Annotated in this window: 15 protein-coding genes; 9 read left to right on the top strand and 6 right to left on the bottom strand. The window is 43.2% G+C overall.

What is annotated here, in order from left to right:
- Positions 1-40 precede the first annotated feature (40 nt).
- Together DEO27_RS16395 and DEO27_RS16390 are read left to right on the top strand one after the other, a co-directional pair.
- Positions 41-1,024 carry a sugar phosphate isomerase/epimerase family protein gene (locus tag DEO27_RS16395; protein ID WP_112567970.1) on the top strand — a complete coding sequence of 328 codons (984 nt, stop codon included), beginning with the start codon at positions 41-43 and terminating at the stop codon, positions 1,022-1,024.
- 323 nt (positions 1,025-1,347) lie between these two features.
- Positions 1,348-1,785, top strand: coding sequence for a DoxX family protein (locus tag DEO27_RS16390; RefSeq protein WP_112567972.1), 438 nt, complete (start codon positions 1,348-1,350; stop codon positions 1,783-1,785).
- 124 nt (positions 1,786-1,909) lie between these two features.
- On the opposite strand, the gene DEO27_RS16385 is transcribed toward DEO27_RS16390, so the two are convergent.
- The 5 genes from DEO27_RS16385 to DEO27_RS16365 all read right to left on the bottom strand — a co-directional run bounded on the left by DEO27_RS16385 (position 1,910) and on the right by DEO27_RS16365 (position 7,430).
- Positions 1,910-2,176 (bottom strand): UBP-type zinc finger domain-containing protein, encoded by a 267-nt coding sequence (locus tag DEO27_RS16385; RefSeq protein ID WP_112567974.1) that lies wholly within the window; start codon positions 2,174-2,176, stop codon positions 1,910-1,912.
- 23 nt (positions 2,177-2,199) lie between these two features.
- Entirely contained in the window at positions 2,200-3,861 is a 1,662-nt protein-coding gene (locus DEO27_RS16380; protein WP_112567976.1) for an FAD-dependent oxidoreductase, read from the bottom strand.
- A gap of 53 nt (positions 3,862-3,914) precedes the next feature.
- Positions 3,915-5,333, bottom strand: a complete 1,419-nt coding sequence (locus DEO27_RS16375) for an ATP-binding protein (RefSeq protein ID WP_112567979.1) — start codon at positions 5,331-5,333, stop codon at positions 3,915-3,917.
- Positions 5,334-5,613: 280 nt separating this feature from the next.
- A complete protein-coding gene (locus DEO27_RS16370; protein ID WP_112567981.1) occupies positions 5,614-6,360 on the bottom strand; it encodes a LytR/AlgR family response regulator transcription factor in 747 nt (248 codons plus the stop codon).
- Positions 6,357-7,430, bottom strand: a complete 1,074-nt coding sequence (locus DEO27_RS16365; protein WP_112567983.1) for a sensor histidine kinase — start codon at positions 7,428-7,430, stop codon at positions 6,357-6,359. Before DEO27_RS16365 ends, DEO27_RS16370 begins: the two co-directional genes overlap by 4 nt.
- 284 nt (positions 7,431-7,714) lie before the next feature.
- On the opposite strand from DEO27_RS16365, the gene DEO27_RS16360 reads away from it, so the two are divergent.
- Complete coding sequence (locus tag DEO27_RS16360; RefSeq protein WP_112567985.1) at positions 7,715-10,564, top strand: TonB-dependent receptor; 2,850 nt, start codon at positions 7,715-7,717, stop codon at positions 10,562-10,564.
- A gap of 309 nt (positions 10,565-10,873) precedes the next feature.
- Here the strand turns inward: DEO27_RS16360 and DEO27_RS16355 are convergent, their stop codons facing one another.
- Positions 10,874-12,142: a hypothetical protein gene (locus DEO27_RS16355; RefSeq protein ID WP_112567987.1), complete on the bottom strand. Its 1,269-nt coding sequence runs from the start codon at positions 12,140-12,142 to the stop codon at positions 10,874-10,876.
- Positions 12,143-12,275: 133 nt separating this feature from the next.
- Between DEO27_RS16355 and DEO27_RS16350 the strand changes: the two genes are divergently transcribed.
- The 6 genes from DEO27_RS16350 to DEO27_RS16325 all read left to right on the top strand — a co-directional run bounded on the left by DEO27_RS16350 (position 12,276) and on the right by DEO27_RS16325 (position 20,644).
- Positions 12,276-13,157, top strand: coding sequence for an AraC family transcriptional regulator (locus DEO27_RS16350; protein ID WP_112567989.1), 882 nt, complete (start codon positions 12,276-12,278; stop codon positions 13,155-13,157).
- Positions 13,158-13,503: 346 nt separating this feature from the next.
- On the top strand, positions 13,504-15,924 hold the full coding sequence (locus tag DEO27_RS16345) for an ABC transporter permease (protein ID WP_112567991.1): 2,421 nt from the start codon (positions 13,504-13,506) through the stop codon (positions 15,922-15,924).
- Between the two features lie 301 nt (positions 15,925-16,225).
- Positions 16,226-16,558, top strand: coding sequence for an L-rhamnose mutarotase (locus DEO27_RS16340; protein WP_112567993.1), 333 nt, complete (start codon positions 16,226-16,228; stop codon positions 16,556-16,558).
- A 12-nt stretch (positions 16,559-16,570) separates the two neighbouring features.
- Entirely contained in the window at positions 16,571-17,923 is a 1,353-nt protein-coding gene (locus tag DEO27_RS16335) for an alpha-L-fucosidase (protein ID WP_112567995.1), read from the top strand.
- Between the two features lie 48 nt (positions 17,924-17,971).
- On the top strand, positions 17,972-19,633 hold the full coding sequence (locus DEO27_RS16330) for a UxaA family hydrolase (protein ID WP_112567997.1): 1,662 nt from the start codon (positions 17,972-17,974) through the stop codon (positions 19,631-19,633).
- 246 nt (positions 19,634-19,879) lie between these two features.
- On the top strand, positions 19,880-20,644 hold the full coding sequence (locus DEO27_RS16325) for an SDR family NAD(P)-dependent oxidoreductase (protein ID WP_112567999.1): 765 nt from the start codon (positions 19,880-19,882) through the stop codon (positions 20,642-20,644).
- Positions 20,645-20,650 lie beyond the last annotated feature (6 nt).

Genomic DNA, 20,650 nt, shown 5'->3' with positions numbered 1-20,650 from the left:
CAGCAAAAATCTACATATTGCATTACCAATTTTATACCTCATGGAAAATATTAGCCGCAAAAAATTCATTGCTTCAGCCGCGTTGGCCGCTGCCGGTTTACCTTTTGGATTAAGCGCCTTAGCTAAAGAGGCAACTCCTTATCCAGGGGAGTTTGCAGGCAATCCATCGCCCGACGAAAAAATAAAGCTGAGCATATTTTCAAAGCATATGCACTGGCTTAATTATACTGATATGGCTGCTTTAACAGCCCAACTCGGCTTTGATGGTATCGACCTTACCGTAAGGCCCGACGGTCACGTATTACCAGAGCGTGTGGCCGATGATTTGCCCAAAGCGGTTGAGGCTATTGAAAAAGCCGGACTTAAGGTATATACCATAGTAACCAATATTAAAACCCCAGATGAAAAGGATACAGAACTTATCCTGAAAACAGCTTCGGCACTTGGGATAAAATATTACCGCACGGCCTGGTTTAACTATGATAAGACTATAAGTATACAAGCCAACATCAAAGCTATCAATAAACAGCTGGCCAGTCTTGCCAATCTTAACAAGAAATATGGTATGCACGGTGGCTATCAAAATCACTCCGGCGATTTGTTTGGGGCGTCTCAATGGGATTTGTGGCTGAGCCTTGAAGGACTTGATCCTAAAAATATCGGTTGCCAGTACGATGTACGGCATGCGACCACCGAGGGCGCCGACACCTGGCCGGTAACGCTTGACCTATTAAAAGCTTATTCCAAAACCGTTAATGTAAAAGATTTTTACTGGGAAAAGAAGGGCGACAAATGGCAGGTAAAAAGTGTGCCGTTGGGAGAGGGGATGGTTGATTTTAAAAAGTACTTCAGTTTGCTAAAACAATACAACATCAACGGCCCCATGAGCCTGCACTGCGAATATCCATTAGGCGGGGCAGAAGATGGCGCTCGTAAGCTAACTATCAGTAAAGAGGAATTTTCAGCAGCATTAAAAAAGGATTTGGTTAAACTGAGAGGCTGGCTGGCGGAGCATGATTTGTAATTGCTTTGCGGGGCATTGCCAAAAACACTGATAAACAGAAAAGTAACCAGCATCGTCATTGCGAGGAACGAAGCAATCCCCGATTTACAGAGTAGCTATACAAGTGTCCCTGTATAGTTCGCGATTGCTTCGTGCCTCGCAATGACGGTTGTAGAGGCATTCCTTCACCACCCCGTCATTGACGGGGTGGTATTTTTCCTTTCTAAAAACTTGTTTTATAACAAATTTGTTACTAAATTTAGTAAAGGCACCCAGGTAGTTTAACCTCTCCGGTTTAACTCCAGGCTGCTGGTAACCAATTATTAAACTAAAAGGAGGGCTTTATGAATCTGGTTCATAAAATTGAACATTGGGGCGATACTCATCACCCTAAAGCTTTGGATATTGTGCGTATTGTTCTTGGTATGTTTTTGTTGGTAAAAGGCATAACCTTTATGGAAAACACTTCCTATCTGCGGGGCATCATCAACGATCAAAACGTTATTGATGTATCGCCGGACATGCTGATGATCCTGGTATATTATGTGGCATTTGCCCATATGGTAGGTGGCATATTGATAGCCATGGGCATCTTAACCCGCCTTGGTTGTATAATCCAGATTCCGATCCTGGTTGGGGCGGTATTTCTGATTGGTATTTTTCAGGAGCCCATCAATGCCATGTTGTGGCCAACGGTTACAGCGCTCGGCTTACTTATACTCTTTACCATTATAGGTTCCGGCCCATGGTCGTTAGATAAGGTATTATCATTTAAAGGGTAGCTGGGGTAGAGATTAGTGGGCAGTGATTGGCGATTAGGTAGTATCCCTTTACAAAAGAAATAAAAAAGTCAGGAACCTCTGGTTATGAGACTCCTGACTTAAAACTTAAGACTTCCGACTTAAATTAATATCCTTTAACCGCTTCATCCACATAGCACCAAAGCCAGCGTTCACCGGGCTCGGCAGATATAACTACAGGGTGACCTGTAGCGTGAAAATGCTTGGTCATGTGGGTATTTGGCGAACTGTCGCAGCATAACGTAACACCGCATGTTTGGCAGGTACGCAGGTGTAACCAGGTTCCGTGATGTTTTACGCATTCCTCGCAAACGTAATCTTTCGGTTCGGTTATGCTTTCAACAGCTTCAATGTGGGCGCAAGTTTCTTCCATAGGTATAGGTGATGTTTGATGATTTATACTTCAGCCAGGTATTTGTGTACAAAGCTTATTGCCATTGAGCCTTCGCCTACGGCAGATGCCACACGGTTCATTGCTCCTGCGCGTACATCGCCGGCAGCAAATATGCCCGGGCAACTGGTTTCTAACAAGAACGGGTCGCGTTTAAGCTTCCAAACCTTGCTGAAATTTTCATAGCTGCGCAACTCGCGACCTGTTTCAATAAAATCTTTATTGTTTTTAATGATATCGAGCTTGATCCAGTCGGTATAGGGTTTAGCGCCAATAAATATATACAATGCATTGGCTGTTTTAACCTCAGTTTCCTTGGTTTTGCAGTTTTGTATAGTAATTTTTTCAAGGCAATTAGTGCCTTCGGCCTCAATTACTTCGGTGTTGGGCAGTACCTTTATATTAGGCGTATCACCTATTTGGGTAATAAGATAAGCCGACATAGTATCCGTCAAATCATCCCTGCGGATAATGATATGCACGTTTTTTGCAAATTTAGACAGGTACATAGCTGCTTGTCCGGCCGAGTTACCTCCGCCAATTACAAATACCTCTTTACCTGTACATGCCGAAGCTTCGGTTGTAGCTGCACCGTAATAAATACCTGCACCGGTAAAATTATCAACACCTTTAACTTCCAGCTTACGGTAATCGACGCCTGTGGTAATTACTACCGTGCGACTGATGATCTCCGGCCCATCATCCAGGATAATGGTTTTGTAGCCATCTTTTTGTTTGATATCGCTAACAGATTGCGGCGATAAAAACTCAGCACCTAAACGCATAGCCTGGCTTATAGCACGACGCGTAAGATCGGCCCCGCTCAAGCCTGCCGGGAAACCCAGGTAGTTTTCAATACGCGAACTGGTACCGGCTTGCCCGCCCGGAGCCTTGCGCTCTATCAATAAAGTTTTTAATCCTTCAGACGAACCATAAACAGCAGCAGCTAACCCCGCGGGGCCAGCACCTATGATTACTACGTCATAAACATCGGTAAGCTCGGTGGTGTTTTTGCCCATTTTATCGGCAATATCCCTGATGCTTGGCTTGGTTAAGCAACTGCCATCCTCAAATATCACCATTGGCAAATCGTCGGTAGTGCGGTTATTGATGGTCAATAAATTCGCCGAATCGATATTTTTTTCGATATCGAACCAACGGTAAGGGATCAGGTTACCGGCCAGGAAATCTTTTATAACATGCGATTGCGGAGAGAACTGGTATCCTACCAGTTTCATGCCTACAAACTCAGGGATGTAATGACTGTGCCAGTCGTCGAGCAGATCGTTAATTACCGGGTAAAGCTTTTCTTCTGGTGGGTTCCAGGGCTTCATCAGGTAATAGTCGAGCTGTACATCGTTGATGGCTTTGATAGCAGCATCGGTATCAGAGTAGGCGGTAAGCAGTACCCGTTTTGCTTCGGGGAATACTTTTTTGGCTTTCTCTAAAAATTTAACGCCTTCCATTTCGGGCATGCGTTGGTCGCACAAAAACAGGGCAACCACTTCCGAACTGTTTTTTAGTTCAATAAGGGTTTCATAAGCTTCCTTTGCCGATGTTGTGCTTAAGATCTTATATTCTTTACTATACTGCGATTTTAAATCGCGGCTTATTGACCGCAATACCTGCGGATCATCATCTATAGAAAATATTATCGGACGGCTCATAGGGGTAAATATGCAGGCAAATTAACTAATATTTTTGGTAAAATCAGTTTTTGCTAACCATTTATCGGGAAGCAAACTATAAACTCGGTATGGCCGGGTTTTGATTTTACTTTTATTGAACCGCGGTGCTGTTTCACTATGCGATGCACCACTTCAAGGCCCATACCGGTACCTTTGCCCATTTCTTTTGTTGTGAAGAAGGGATCATAGATCTGGCTGATGTTATCTTCCGGGATGCCGGGGCCATCGTCAATAATGGTCACTTCAACAAATTCATTATCTTTTTTAGTACGGATGATAAGCGTGCCTTTTTCGTTGATTTCCATAGCATCAAGGGCGTTATCAACTAAGTTGGTCCACACCTGGTTAAGCTCGCCGATAAGGGCCTTAACCTCGGGCAGGGTATCATCAAATTCTTCAATAACGGTGATGTTTTCCTTCCTGATCTTGTAGCCCAACATGGTAATGGTATTGCGGATACCGATGTGGATATCAGCATATTGCTTATCCTGCGCACGGTCCATATGGGTAAATGTTTTAACTGAGCTCACCAACTCGGCAATGCGGCGCGCCGATTCCTGGATATCCTCAATCATTTTTTCGCCCATAAGCTTACTGCTTAGCCAGCCCATTATGATAGGTACGGCATGTTCGGGGATGTGTGATTTTAACGCTTCAAGATTTTCGGTAGTAAAACTAAAATCAACAAAACTTTCGGCTATATCATAAGCATCTTCAACACCGTTGTCTTCCAGCCACTCAGATATTTCATCTTCAAGTTGGGTGCGTTGTTTAAGCGTTAAACGGGTATAGCATTCTTTTTTATTCAGGATCCTAAAAAGTTCGTCGGTAAGGCCATCTACCTGTTCATCACTGGCCCTTATAGCAAACATGTTTTTCAGATGGGAGGGTACCATACGCAGGTGCTTTCTTAACGATAAAGAATCGCGTACAATGGCCGATGCCGGGTTGTTAAGTTCGTGGGCCAAGCCTGCGGATAACTTACCCAAAGCCATCATCTTATCGTTTTGCTGCTGCATGGCCGTAAAATCACGTACACGGGTAGTCATGATATGCACCAGGGCCTGGGTAAGCTCAAAATGGTGCTGGATCATTTCCATGATATCTGCTGTGGGATAGCTTAGTAGCGTTAATTCGCCAACCGCCTGGGCATAACCTTTGGCTATCAGGCCGCGCGAGTAGGGCATATAGCCGGTGATGCTGCCTTTTTCAACCAGGGTATAATCACGGCGCGATCCCTGTTGCATCATAAAAAAGCGCATATTGCCTTCCAGTAAAAAATGCGGACCTGAAAGGTCCTGTCCCGGTTCCATGAGGTACTCACCATCTTCAAATGTTTGTACTTCACTTTTATCTATCAGCCACTGTAGCTGATCGTCGGGTATATTGGCCAAAGCTTCAAAAGCTTTTAAGTCTGATACGGTTACCTGTAGTTCACTTACCTTTTGCATAACTTAAAAGTAGGGAATATTATTTAATGATGTAAAAATGAGGCAAAAAATTGCAATCAGGTGAACTGCGATGGAAGTGATTTTGTTTGCCTGAACCGAGATTTGGGGGGGATTTATTGGATTCCCCCGATTCGTGTCCTCACGAATCTTTTGCTATTATGAACAGTTGACATGCCTGATGGCGATCGTGGGGACACGATCGCGGGGGAATCACAGAGTTTGGGTATCTTCAAGCGGCATTCAAAAATCCAGGAATCATGAAAATCCTATAAATTCCGGTTCAGTTCCATTTGCTCAGGAAAGCGCCAAAGGCCTCTTTATACTGATCGCCAACAGTAATATTCACCTTGCCTATCTGCAAGGCATTGCGGGTAATAGAATTGATTTTATTGAGTGATACAATGAACGAGCGGTGTACGCGCATAAACCTTTTAGACGGGAGTTTTTCTTCCAGCGCTTTTAAGCTGGTGAGCGACAACAGCGGTTTCTCCTTATCCTGCAGGTAAATTTTTACATAGTCCTTTAAGCCTTCAATATAAAGGATCTCGTTAAGGGCTATCCGTACCAATTGATATTCGATTTTTAAAAACAGATATTCCTCTTCTTCGGCAGGCGCAGCAGAGGCTGTAACAGTACTACTGTTTGAACGATTTATCAATTCAAAATAGCTTAATGCCTTGTTTGAGGCATGCAGAAACTCCTCATAATTAAAAGGTTTAAGCAGGTAGTCAAGTGCATCTACCCGGTAACCCTCAATAGCAAACTGGTTGTAGGCTGTGGTAAAAATAATGCGTGGTTTGTTTGCTCCGCGACTGTCAAGTACACGAGCCAGTTCCATGCCGTTAAGGTTAGGCATCTGGATATCAAGAAAAATCAGGTCCACTTTTTGATCCTGTAAACCTACCAGGGCCTCAACAGCACTGCTATAGCGGCCAACCAGTTTCAGAAAAGGGGTTTGTTCAATAAAGGCACAAACCAATCCCAGTGCCAGGGGTTCATCGTCAACGGCTATACAGTTAATGATCATGACAGGTTAAGGGTTAAGTGAACAGTGTATGTGTTGGCGGCGGCATTTTCGTTAATATCCAATTGATACTTACCGGCATAAAGTAGGTCAAGCCGGCGAATGGTGTTGGTTAGACCGATGCCTTTATTTTCGCCGATATTGGGGCTATGATCTTTGTAGATGCCGTTTTCTACTTTCAATTCCAACACATCGTCATGCTGATTGACATCGATCAGGATGGTACTTGGTTCTGTGGCGCTGATGCCATGTTTAAAGGCGTTTTCTACAAAAGGTAAAAAAAGCATAGGGGCAATGGTTACATCATTAGCCTGTTCGGGCGGTGTAAAGGTAACTGTTACTTTTTCGGTAAGCCGTAGTTCCATCAGGCTGATATAATCTTTTATAAAAGCTATCTCCTGGCTCAATAAGGCAGTACCATGCTGTGTATCATATAGCACATATCGCATCATGCGCGATAATTGGTGCAATGCCTTGCGCGATGTTTCGGCGTTAACATGGGTAAGCGCGTAAATGTTATTAAGTGTATTGAAAAAGAAATGCGGATTTATCTGGGCTTTCAGGAATGATAGCTCGGAGCTTATTTTTTCCTGCTCAAGGGCCGCGCGTAGCCTGATATCTGATTGCCACTTTTGTATGGCTGTAATACTGGTGCTGATACCCAAAACCAAAGCTATGATAACCGTGCCGAAAATATCCCAGCCTCCCCCACGCCCCTTTGGTTTGGGCGGACGGTGGTCTTTATGGAATATGGCTTCCATATGCTCATGCATATGAAGTGCCTTATCTGCCCATTGATTAAGCAGTAAAAAAGCGATCACCACTACTACCACCGTAATCAGGTACATGGCGGTACGGTCATGCAGTAAAAAACGTGGCACAAGTATCCGGTTATTAAAATAATAGGCAGCAACAAGCAGGAAAAATGTAATGGCTTGTTTTACCCAAAACTGGTATGGAAACTCAACATTCCAGGTGAGCGGTTGATAGAAAAATAGCAGCAAGCCAAACACCACCCATATCAAAATATGGATAAGTACAGTAATGGTATTGCTTTTTGATTTAAGGCTCATTTAAACTACTTTATGACATTACGCCGAATGATAAATCTACACATATAATTCAGCAATATTACAAACCAGCCACGCTTAAAGGCAAGCGTAATCGCCGGGCAGACAAAAAATACCGACGAAGGGTTTAAATCCATCTTTGAAAGGTATATCCTGCTTTTGGCGTGTTGACCACCCTCATTTATAGGTAAAAAAGCTATTCCCGTCGATACATATATGGTACCGGTCTATTCTGTTTTTTACACTAAAATGAATGCTATTGTTTTGCGGCTGTTAATCAGCATAAAATGAAAATCCTATACTCCTTAGCAGTAATCATTGCCTTAGCGTTTACAATACCGTTCAACGCAAAAGCCGAACCCGGTCGTACAATTAAAGGTGTCGTAAAAGACTCAACTGGTTACCTGGTTGCCGGCACCAGCGTAAAAATGCTTACCGGAACCGATAGCACTACCGTTATTACAGGCGCCGACGGTACCTTTACCTTTAACAACGTAACGGTAAACCAATTTAGTTTGGTTTTTAGTTCGATAGGTTATCAACCGCTTAGACGCAGGTTTGTATTGGCTAATGATAATAAGCCGGCCAATTTGCCTCCTGTTGTCCTGAAGATAGAAACCACCATGCTTAAAACCGTTGTGATAGCGGATGTGAACCCGGTGAAGCTTAAAGAGGATACCATTGAGTTTAACGCGGATGCTTACAAAGTGCGTGATAATGCCCCGGTTGAGGATGTGATTAAAAAGCTGCCGGGTATGGATGTGGATAAAGACGGCAATATCACCGCCCAGGGTAAAAGCGTAACCAAAGTAAGGGTTAACGGGAAAGACTTTTTTGGAGGCGATGTTAAAACAGCAACCAAAAATCTTCCGGCCGATATTGTGCAAAATATCCAGATCATTGATGATTACGGCGATCAGGCCAATCTTACCGGAGTAAAAACCGGCGAACCCGATAAGGTGCTGAACATTACCATTAAGCAAAATAAAAACTATGGATACTTTGGGCAGGCCAGCGTAGGTGGCGGCCATGATGCTATTCCGGGTGTATCAAGCGATAAGGAGAGCAACAGGTATGTAGCGTCGGCAAATGTGTTTAGTTTTAATGGTAACCGACAGCTTGCCTTTTTGGGTAACCTGAATAATACCAACACCAACTTATTTACTTTTGGCGGCGGCGGACCGAGAGGCGGTGGCCCGGGTGGGCCTCCGGGAGGCAACAGCAGTTCATCAAACGGAATTACCACTGCCCGTTCTTTTGGTTTCAACTATCGCGATAGCTGGGGCAAAAAAATCACTGCTTATGGTAGTTATAGCTTTGCCGATAATTCGGTGAATACTATCAGCAGTACTATTCAAAATAACCTTTCGTCGAGCAATCCAAGTACCAATACGCAAACCAATAATCAGCAGGACGAAAAGCTAAACCACAGGGTTAATTTCAATATCGAATACAAGCCCGATACCGTAAATTATGTAAAAATTACGCCAACGTATGCTTACGCAAGCACCAATACCACATCTGACGCTACCAGCTTACTGCTCCGGAATTCCGAAACTATTTCAAACTATTCGCTTGCCAATCTGAGCAAATCAACCGAGCCTAATTATGGGGCTAACGTGTTGTTTAATCATCGCTTCAATAGCCACGGCCGAAACTTTAGTGTAAATGTTGGTGCTGGCAGTTACAGTATCAATAAATATCAAAACCCGGTTTACACTTATATTGATGGGGCCCGAAACGCGCCTTTAAACCAGTTCATTAATACCGATAGCCGTACCGATAGTGTGGGAACTACCGTATCATACATGGAGCCCATCAGCAAAAAAGGATATCTTGAACTTAACTATGCGTACCATTACGCTTACACCACTGCCGACAAGGCAACAGATACCCTGGCCGATGACGGTGCAAGAAACAGGTATGACCTGCTAAGTAATAATTATGCTTCAACCTTTATTACCAACCGCTTTGGGCTAAACTATCGTTTTATCGAAAAAAAGTATAATTATACCTTAGGTATAGTTGCACAGCCAACAATTTTACGCGGTTCATCTGTTGTTGACGCGCAACCGTTTAAAACCAATAACAATACCTTTAACTGGGCGCCAACCGCACGGTTCATTTATAACTTTTCGCGCAATCAATCGCTCAGTTTAAATTACAACGGCAGCAGCAATCAGCCAACGTATACCGAATTGCAGCCGGTTACCGATTTCAGCAACGCGTCGTACCCGGTACAGGGTAACCCCGATCTGAAGCCGGAGTTTAACAATACCCTTTCCTTAAAATATAACAAGTTCAATTTTGAAAGTGGAAATGTGTTTTTCAGTAACCTGTCGTTCATTAAAACAGATAATAAAATAGTAGCCAATACCATTACTTATCCGAGAAATTACGCGCCTAACAGCAAGCTTGCAGGGAGTATTTTAACGCAATATCTGAACGCAGATGGCTATTACTCGGCACAGGGATTTTATGTGTTTGCCAAGCCCTGGGAAAAAAGAAAATATAATTTGTTCATGATTGGTAACATTTCGTACAATAACAACGTCTCATATATTAGTAATGTCGATTCTGCTACCTATAACATGACAACCGAGAAGAATATAGCCAAAAATTTGGTACTATCTCAAGGCGCGCGCTTTAGGGTAAGCATTACCGACGTTATTGACGCCGAAGCAAGCACTACATACAGCGTTAATACCTCAAGCAATTCTATCAAGCAGGCAAACGTTAACAGCAATTTTCAAACCCTTAACCTTGGTGTTAATGGCAAAAGCTATTTCAAAGACTGGACTGTAAGTTATGATTATTCAAAAATGATCTATTACGGCTATACCGGCGCTACAAACCCTAATATTTTGAATACCTACGTAGAGCGCCGTTTTTTGAAGGGGAACGCGGGTACGTTGCGTTTTTCGGTAATGGATGTATTTAACGAAAATACCGGCTACACAACCACGCAGAACGGTAGCTATATAACCCAAACCAACAGCAACAGGTTAGGGCGTTACTATTTGCTATCCTTTACACTTAAGCTACAGAAATTTGCCGGTAAAAGGCCCACTCCTGAACGTGGCGGACCTGGTGGTCCTCCTCCGGGCGGCGGCCCCGGCGGACCGCCACCGTTTTAAAGAATGGCAAGGTTCATAAAATATTAAAAACCTTCCCATCCCTGAGAAAGATGGTGAGATCAGATCAAAGCATGATGATCTGAGATTTAGTTGAGATGTTATCATTTGATAACTACAGGGCGTTTCGGGGTGAGATACGGAACGCCCCTTTTTATTTAATTATACGTTAAGTTGCTCGTCCGGGTTTTATTGTTTTTTAGATTTATATTAAAATAAATAAAGGTTATACATAATAAAATGGTAGTGTTTGCTTAAAAATACCGCTCTTGTATACTAATACGCTTTAATTGTGGATTAATATTAGTGATGTTAAAAATGATAGTTTAAACCACCTTTGATACTACTTACTTTGAGCGCATATTTATAAGGAGAGTTTGAAGCGATGTCTGTTATTGATGATGGGAAGGCATAAGATAAAGCTACCTCAAGCTTCTTATTTATAAGTAATCCGGCTTTTACCGGATATGATAACCATCTTTTATCAAGCTGAATTACATTGACCATTACTTGCGAAGCATCAGCATTATTTGTGGTAGTATTGCCACTATAGCTGGCCAAATTTATCAAAAGGCCTGCTCCGAGGTAAACTTTTAGATCTTTCGTATTATATATGAAATATAAAACTTCAGGGCCTAAGCCAATTTCGTGTTGTTTAAGTCGGTATGTGCCCTTTGGTTTCTCGGGCTGAGCGTAATAAAGGTCAACCTGAGATTCGTATGAGCTTGATGTGTATAGTATTTCAGCCCTAAATGCAAATCTGCCCGCATCATAGTTAGGGTAAAAGTTAAGGCCAGCTGTTATAAAAGGCGCTACGGATGTTTTGTTTGGGATACTATATAAAAATGGAGCTGCGCCTGAATAAGTGTAGGTAGTAGCATCAGCTCCTGCACCGACAAAGAAATCAATTGATGGTGAGGTTCCATAATGAGTATTATCGACAGAAAGATTATTAATTTGTTGGGACACTTTTTTTAGATCAGACAGGCTATATCGTGCATTTTCTATAAGGCGCTTCAACTCAGCCGAACCTGGGTTATATTTTGCGGCCAGATCATATAATTGCGGAACATATTCATTTTCGCTGTGGGTAGTTGTACTCATTTCCGGTAAAAAATACTGTCTGAATATTAGTTCCGCGGTTTTGCCGGCTTTGTTGTCCGTTATAAAATACCGCATTTTAATAGCGTCGTTATAGGAGTAAAGAGAAACATTAGGCCCCTTTTGTTGCAGTTTTAGGAATACAACATCTTGTTTTTTACTTGAATCGCGTCCGGTTGACAGCTTCGCTGTATTTGTTTCATCTGTACTAATAAAGCCACTGTAACGTTGATAAGCCACCGAATTGGTTATTTCAAAATAGGAGATATTGTTCGGCGTGTAGTCTTTTACTTCTGCTCCGCTTAAGGCGGTTTTAAAAGTGATAATGGCAGGATTGGTATCCCACTCTTTTTCGTTAATAAAGCCCTGAATGGTTTGGCCGTTAATAGTAATAACATAACCAGGCTTGAAGTTACTTTGGGCTTGTAAAATAAATGGAAATAGGATCAACAGGGAAATTAAAAGGTACTTAGGTTTCATTATAAAATTGGTTCGGGTTTGATTGGTAGTTGAAGATAATCTAAAAAATAGGATACGCTTTACACTTTTTTGAAATTGAGCAATTTTTACACTTTTTTACTACATTTAGCCCGTTGTTTGTAAATAAAACTGAATGAAACCGCTTTTACTCAAAGTATCTGCCGATCCGGCGCATTCCTTCAGCGTAAGGCATGATGTATTGCCGGATATCAATAACCGTTGGCATTGCCACCCGGAACTGGAGCTCATTTATTTTACAAAGGGTGGGGGAACGCAGTTTATAGGTGATAGCATTAAACAGTTTGAAGCCGGTGATATGGTACTTGTTGGATCAAACCTGCCGCACTACTGGCGCTTTGACGATGTACACTTTGGCCATAGTGGCGACCACGTGCCGGTTGATACTATTGTAGTGCATTTTTGTGAAAACTTTTGGGGCGATCAGTTTCTTCAGCTTCCCGAAAACAAGCTGATTAAAGTATTGCTTGAACGCTCCAAACGTGGTTTACAGATAACGGGCGAAACAAAAACACAAGTAGCTAATATTTTGGTCGCCATGCTCAATACCGATGGTGCGGAAAGAATTATCATGCTGCTCAAAGCGTTGAATACCATAGCGGGTAGTTCGCCACTTAATTATTTAACATCAATTGGGTTTAAGTATGATCATAACGAATCGGAAAGCGACAGGCTCAATAATATCTACGAGTACTCGGTACGCAACTTCCGTAAAAAGATCTACCTCGAAGAAATTGCCGATATAGCTGGCGTAAGCGCCAATTCATTCTGTCGTTATTTTAAATCAAAAACCCGCAAAACTTATTCGCAGTTTGTGATCGAAATAAAGGTGGGCTACGCCTGTAAACTGCTTATCGAAAACAAGCTCAATATCAAACAGCTTTGCTACGATAGCGGCTTTAATAACTTTTCTACATTTCATAAGCATTTTAAACAGGTAACCGGTAAAAGTCCGCTGATGTATCAGAAAGAGTTTACGAAGAAGGGTGCAGCATAAAGATCGTCATTCTGAGTAACCATCAGTGAAAATGTATCTTAGCTTTGGTGCGCAGGCCGCGTTAGTGATAGTAGCGGATACCGGCCTTGTGGCTAATGCCTGTGCAGTATGAGCGAATAGCACGGGCCGCAGGCAACGCCCATATTTATAATACCAATCAAAAACATATTTAATAATCAACGGATTAGGATTACGTCGTTATCAATGGCGTAGCAATTGCACGGAGATATGGCCGTTCTGTATAGCATGCGATTGCCACGTCGCGCCCTGGCTCACTCCCGTTTCGCTCCTCGCAATGACATTTTATTATTATATCCTTATATTGTAAACCTCAACCTTTTACGATATGATCCGCAATATTCTGCTTGTTACCTGGCGCAACCTTGTTAAAAACAAAACTTACACTTTTATTAATGTTACCGGGCTTGCCTTAGGTATGGCGGCGTTCATATTGATATTTGCATACGTAAATTTTGAAAAAAGCTTTGACCGCATGCATCAGGATGCTGCGAACATTTACCGGGTTGAAAGCCAGTTTTACCGCGGCGATAACCTCAGTGATAGCTGGCCAACAAGTACCAACGGCTACGCCACAGCTATGAAGGCTAACTTTCCCGAAATTGAATCATTTGCCCGTATCGACTGGCATAATGCCGAGCGGGTGGTGAAATACAATAACATTAAATTCAGGGAAGAGCATGTTTGCTTTGCCGATAGCAATTTCTTTAACTTTTTTGCTTACCCTATGCTTAAGGGCGATAAGCTTACCGCGCTTAATGAAGTTAATTCCATAGTAATTTCGCAGTCGGCGGCTAAAAAGTATTTTGGTAATGCGGAGCCGATGGGTAAGTTTCTGGATATTACCACGCTGAGCGATAGCTACCATTGTATGGTTACCGGTGTGTTTAAAGATCTGCCCGCTAACTCAACTATGCAATTTAATTTCCTGGTTTCATGGGCTACCATACCCAGGTTTGAAAAGGATTTTTGGTACCTGCATGAAAGCTACACTTTTGTGAAATTGAAGCCACATGCCAGCCCGGCGGCGGTTGAGGCTAAATTTCCGGCACTGGCTGAACGGTATAAAACCGGTCTTTCCCTGAAAGATTTGAAGTGGACAATTAAGCTTGTTCCGCTTACCGAGATTCATTTAAATCCAGCCAAACCCAATGAAATTGAGGTAAAAGGCAACCGTTTCGCGGTTGATTTTCTGAGCATCATAGCCTATATCATTTTGCTCATTGCCTGCATTAATTACATCAACCTGGCTACCACTAAATCGGTGGACAGGGCGCGGGAGGTAGGTATCCGCAAGGTAAGTGGCGCACATGCCCCGCAACTTATTATGCAGTTTCTTGCCGAATCTGTGATCATCAACCTTGCTGCCCTGGCGGTTGCGTTGATATTAGTATTAGTGGGCCGCTATGGCGTCATGAACTACTTATATGGTGAAGGGGCGTACGGTTTGTTGTTTGATGGCGCTTTATATTTGAAATTGGGGTCAGTATTTATTAGCAGTATCTTGCTTTCGGGGATTTACCCGGCAACGGTACTGGCCCGAATGAAGCCTATTGCGGTATTAAAAGGTCGTTTTTCATTTTCAAAAAGTGGGATACTCCTGCGCCGCGGCATGGTGGCGTTCCAGTTTATGGCTTCGGTATTGCTTATTGCAGGCACCTTCGCGGTTTACAGGCAGATAGTTTACATGAACAGCCAGAGTACCGGCGTTAACATCGATCAAACCATTGTTGTGAAAATGCCTGTCAATACGCCAAATTATAACCAGAAAACAGCCATCTTTAAAACCACGTTGCAGGCTTTTGCCGGTGTAAAGGCTGTTACGCTTTCAGGCGCGGTACCGGGCAAGGAAGTAGGTAAGTTTTTAGCCGACAGGCGTTTCGGAGCCCCTAAATCGGAGGAACGTACTTATGAAATGCTGCGTGCCGATCATGATTTTATTAAAACTTATGGCTTGCAGGTAATAGCCGGCAGGGCGTTTGACAGAAACCGACCTACAGACTCTGTTGGTTTGGTGATGAACGAAGCTGCTGTAAAACAGTTTGGTTTTGAATCGCCTCAGGATGCCGTGGGTAAAAAGGTATGGATCGAAACATTAGAGAAAGAGCCCAACGAGATCATTGGTGTAGTGAAGGATTATCACCAGCAATCATTACAAAAAAATTATACGCCTGTTATCATGTTCATGGATCCCAAACTACCATGGATCCCGGCCGATTATATCTCCATAAAAGTGAATGGCAACAACATGCGCCAGATGGTTGAGCATATCAAAGCCACCTGGAATGATACCTTCCCGGAGTCGTCATTCGATTTCTTTTTCCTTGACGATTTTTACAATCGTCAATATGCGCAGGATACGCAGTTTGGGCATGTGTTTACGCTATTCGCTTCGCTGGCAATATTTATCGCCTGCATTGGTCTGTTCGGCTTAACGGCTTATTCAGCTGCTCGTCGTACTAAAGAGATTGGCGTGCGCAAAGTACTCGGCGCATCGGTACAAAACATTATTTCTCTGCTCACCTGGGATGTAGTGAAGCTCATCTTTATATCAAGCCTTGTGGCTATCCCGCTGGCGTACATTTTCATCAATCAATGGCTTAATCGCTATGCTTTCAGGGTTCAACTTACCTGGTGGCAGTTTGTACTACCGGTTTTCGCCTTGGTGGCGATAGCTGTAGCAACTACTTTTTATTTGACGTTTAGGGCTGCACTGGCCAATCCAACAAATTCGTTGAGGAATGAATGACCGTTGATTGTTTTGATAACGCTGATTGCGTTGATTTTTTCTGAAAACGAATTTATCAAATTTTACGTTCCCCGCTGCCGCTTGCTGATTGATTAGCATTTTGAAAATTTTCTAATTCTGAAAATTCTGATTCAGACAAATTCCGGTTGCAGATAAGAATCCTGACAATCCTTTAATCCTAAAAATCATGGTTCAGATCTATGCCAAAAAAGCTGAACGTTTTGGCCAATTTTAGATACTTATTTACCTGTAAACCTTATTTCTTTGTATTACCGATATAAACTTTTTTGAGAGCTATTCTATGAGCCAACGATACTGTTTAACCCTCGATCTGAAAGACGACGCGGCACTCATTGCCGAATACGAAAAATATCACGAAGCCATCTGGCCCGAAATTCATGACAGCATTACTGCCAAGGGAATCACTAATATGGAGATTTACCGTTTTGATACCCGCATGTTCATGATCATGGAGGTTGATGATACTTTCAGCTTTGAAAAATCGGCAGCAATGGATGCGGCAAATCCAAAAGTACAGGAGTGGGAAGATTTGATGTGGGGCTACCAGTCTCCGGTAAAAAATGCGCCGGTAGGTGCTAAATGGGTTTTAATGGATAAAGTTTTCTCATTATAAAACAGGATAGCTATGCTAAAGAAACTACAATTACTACTGATGTTCGCGTTACTGATGGCTCCATCTGTATTCGCGCAAAAGATGATAGGCACCGAAACTGATGCCCAAAAAGAGAAACGCATGGAATGGTGGAAGGACGACCGCTTTGGTATGTTCATTCACTGGGGCCTGTATTCGCAGGCGGCCCGTCACGAATGGGTAAAGCACAACGAAAAAATTGATAATGCCGGTTATCAGAAATATTTCGACCAGTTTAACCCCGATCTGTTCGACCCACAGAAATGGGCTAAACAGGCCAAAGCAGCTGGAATGAAATATGCGGTGCTTACCACCAAGCATCACGAAGGCTTTTGTTTGTTTGATTCAAAGTTTACCGATTATAAAGCCCCCAACACCAAGGCTAAACGCGATTTGGTGCGCGAATATGTGAACGCCTTCCGTGCGCAGGGTTTAAAAGTTGGCTTTTATTATTCGCTGTTAGACTGGCACCACCCACAATATACTATTGATGAGATCCATCCGCAGTCTCCCGCTGATAAAAGTGATGCGTCATATGCTAAACTGAACAAGGGAAGAGACATGGCTAAATACCGCCAGTACATGCGCGATCAGATCACCGAGCTGTTAACCAAATACGGCAAAATCGACATCCTTTGGCTGGATTTTTCATTTCCACGCAAAGATGGCCATGGTAAAGGCAAAGACGAATGGGGATCTGTTGAGCTGCTTAAACTGATCAGGAAATTGCAGCCCGGCATTATAGTAGATAACCGCTTAAATTTAGAAGAATATAAAGACGGAGCCGATTTTGAAACACCTGAACAGGTAAGCACCGCCGAGCTGGCTAAATACCGTGGTAAAACCTGGGAAACCTGCCAAACATTTTCAGGTTCGTGGGGATACTACAGAGATGAGCATACTTGGAAAACCCACCGTCAATTACTCGACCTCTTAATTACTTCGGTAAGCAATGGCGGCAATCTGATATTAAACGTTGGGCCAACCGCGCGTGGCGAATTTGATTATCGTGCTACTAATGCGCTGGATAGTTTGGCTTACTGGATGCATGCCAACAGCAAATCTATCTACAATTGCACATTTGCTCCCGATACCTATAAAATACCCGAAGGAACTAAACTTACTTATAACAAAGCCGCCGGTAAATTGTATGTACAATTGTTCAGCTACCCGCAGGGTAAATTGATATTGCCAGGTTATAAAGGAAAAATCAAATACGCGCAGTTTTTGAACGACAGCTCAGAGCTTTTATATAAAGAAACTAACGGCGACGATCTGGAGTTAACGCTGCCCGCGCAGAAGCCTAATTACGAAATACCGGTAATTGAACTTACGCTTCAGCAATAAGCTAAAAAATATTGTCCTTATTAAAAAAAGGACCGATCATATAAAATAATGTCAACACAAAAAGAAACATATTTAAGGATCCATCCGCATGACAACGTACTGGTAGCCTTACAAGATTTGGCACAAGGAACAGTTATTACGTTTGATGGGCAGACTTTTCCACTGGTAGATAAAATAGCGGCAAAGCACAAGTTTGCTATTAATGAATTGCCCGAAGGCAAAGAAATTTACATGTATGGCGTACTGGTAGGCAAGGCCTCTGCAACTATACCGCAGGGTGGTTTGCTTACTACCGAAAACGTACATCACGCTGCCGAAGGTTTTCACCTTGGCGAGCGTAAACTGAACTGGCACAAACCCGATACCGGCAATTTTGATGGCAAAACCTTTATGGGGTATCACCGTGCCGATGGTTCGGTTGGTACAGGCAACTATTGGATAGTAGTACCGCTTGTTTTCTGCGAAAACAGAAATATTAATGTGCTGAAGGAAGCATTGGTTGATAAGCTTGGTTATAAAAAAGCCAAGAGCTATGAGGGCGATGTTGAGCAGCTGATGGAGCTTTACCAGGCAGGTAAATCTGTAGAGGAGATCCTGAATGCCGATATCCAGGGTACTGAAGAGAAGCCAAACTCCAAACGATTATTTAAAAATATCGACGGCATCAAATTTCTGAGCCACAGCTTGGGCTGCGGTGGCACGCGTGAAGATTCTGACGCGCTTTGCGGTTTAATAGCTGGTTATATCACGCATCCTAACGTAGCTGGTGCAACTATATTGAGCTTGGGCTGCCAGCACGCGCAGGTAAGTATTTTACAAAATGAAATTGCCAAACGCGATGCTAACTTCAGCAAGCCGCTGGTTGTTTTGGAACAACAAAAAGTTGGTACCGAAAGTGAACTATTGAAACAAGCTTTAAAGCAAACTTTTGCCGGTTTGGTAAAAGCTAATGAAACTATACGTCAGCCTGCGCCTCTATCAAAATTGTGTGTTGGTTTGGAGTGCGGTGGATCAGATGGTTTTTCTGGCATTTCGGCCAACCCTGCATTGGGTTATTTATCCGATCTGCTGGTTACCATGGGCGGTTCGGTGATCCTGTCGGAGTTTCCGGAGCTTTGTGGTGTAGAACAGGAGCTGAGTGACCGCTGTATCGATGTAGACACAGCCAACCGCTTCATGCACCTCATGACCACTTACAATGCCCGTGCAGAGGCAGATGGTTCTGGCTTTTACGCTAACCCATCGCCGGGCAATATCCGTGATGGATTAATTACCGATGCCATTAAATCGGCAGGGGCAGCAAAAAAAGGTGGTACATCACCAGTGACAGCCGTATTGGATTACCCTGAAAAAGTAACCAAGCCAGGTTTAAACCTATTATGTACTCCGGGCAGCGATGTTGAAAGCACCACTGCCGAGGTAGGAGCCGGTGCTAACATCGTATTGTTCACTACCGGTTTGGGCACGCCTACAGGTAATCCTGTTACGCCGGTTATTAAACTATCAACAAATACGGCTATGTTTCAGCGCATGCCCGATATTATAGATATCAACTGCGGAACCATCATTGAAGGCGCTGAAACCATACAGCAGGCCGGCGAGCGCATCCTGGATTACGTAATAAAAGTTGCCAGCGGCGAAGCAGAACCGAAATCGGTAAAGCTTGGCCAGGACGATTTTATTCCGTGGAAGAGAGGGGTATCGTTGTAAATAAAGAAAGTTGTTGGTGATAATATCAACAACGGCAAACTATAAAAAGCTCCCCTCTTGAGAGGGGGAGCGATGGAAAAGAGCGTTAGGAGGGGTGTGTCTATGCGAGCAGAATATAAACATAGAAACACACCCCTACACCCTTTCAAGAGGGGAATCGCACTTGGCCACCGTTTTGAATGACGAAATATTTAATAACCATAAAATAAAAGTCTCCCCCTTCAGGGGGAGATTTAGAGGGGGCTTATGTTTAAACTAACCAATAAATCAGTAATTGTAACAGGTGGCGGCAGCGGCATAGGTAAAGCTATGGCCGTATTATTTGCACAACAAGGCGCCGAGGTTCATATCATCGAATTAAACGATCAGGCAGCGGCAGATACCGTGACCGAAATAACCACGGCTGGCGGAAAGGCTACCGGCTATGCTTGTGATGTAAGTAATCAACAACAAGTAGTTGATACTTTCACCAAAATAGGTAAGATAGATATCCTGATCAATAACGCGGGTATAGCGCACATCGGTCGCGCGGATAATACCAGTACCGAAGATTTTGAACGTGTATTTAATGTAAACGTTAAAGGCGCTTACAACTGTCTTTACGCGGCAATCCCGGTATTGAAAAATAATGGTGGCGGCGTAATCCTGAACACCGCTTCAATAGCAGCCAGTGTAGGTATCACCGACAGGTTTGCTTACTCTATGAGCAAGGGCGCTATTCACGCCATGACTCTGTCCGTAGCACGCGATTATCTGCATGATAATATCCGTTGTAACTGTATCTCGCCGGCAAGGGTTCATACACCTTTTGTTGATGGCTTCATCGCTAAAAACTATGCAGGCCGCGAAGAAGAGATCTTTGAAAAGCTATCAAAAAGCCAGCCGATAGGCAGGATGGGGAAACCGGAAGAAGTAGCAGCTTTGGCACTTTACCTGTGTTCGGACGAAGCTGGTTTCATTACCGGTACCGATTATCCTATCGATGGCGGCTTCATCACCCTGAACAATTAAAACCTG

This window comes from Mucilaginibacter rubeus, from assembly GCF_003286415.2.
GTDB lineage: Bacteria > Bacteroidota > Bacteroidia > Sphingobacteriales > Sphingobacteriaceae > Mucilaginibacter > Mucilaginibacter rubeus_A.
This window is presented reverse-complemented; position numbering and strand designations above follow the sequence as displayed.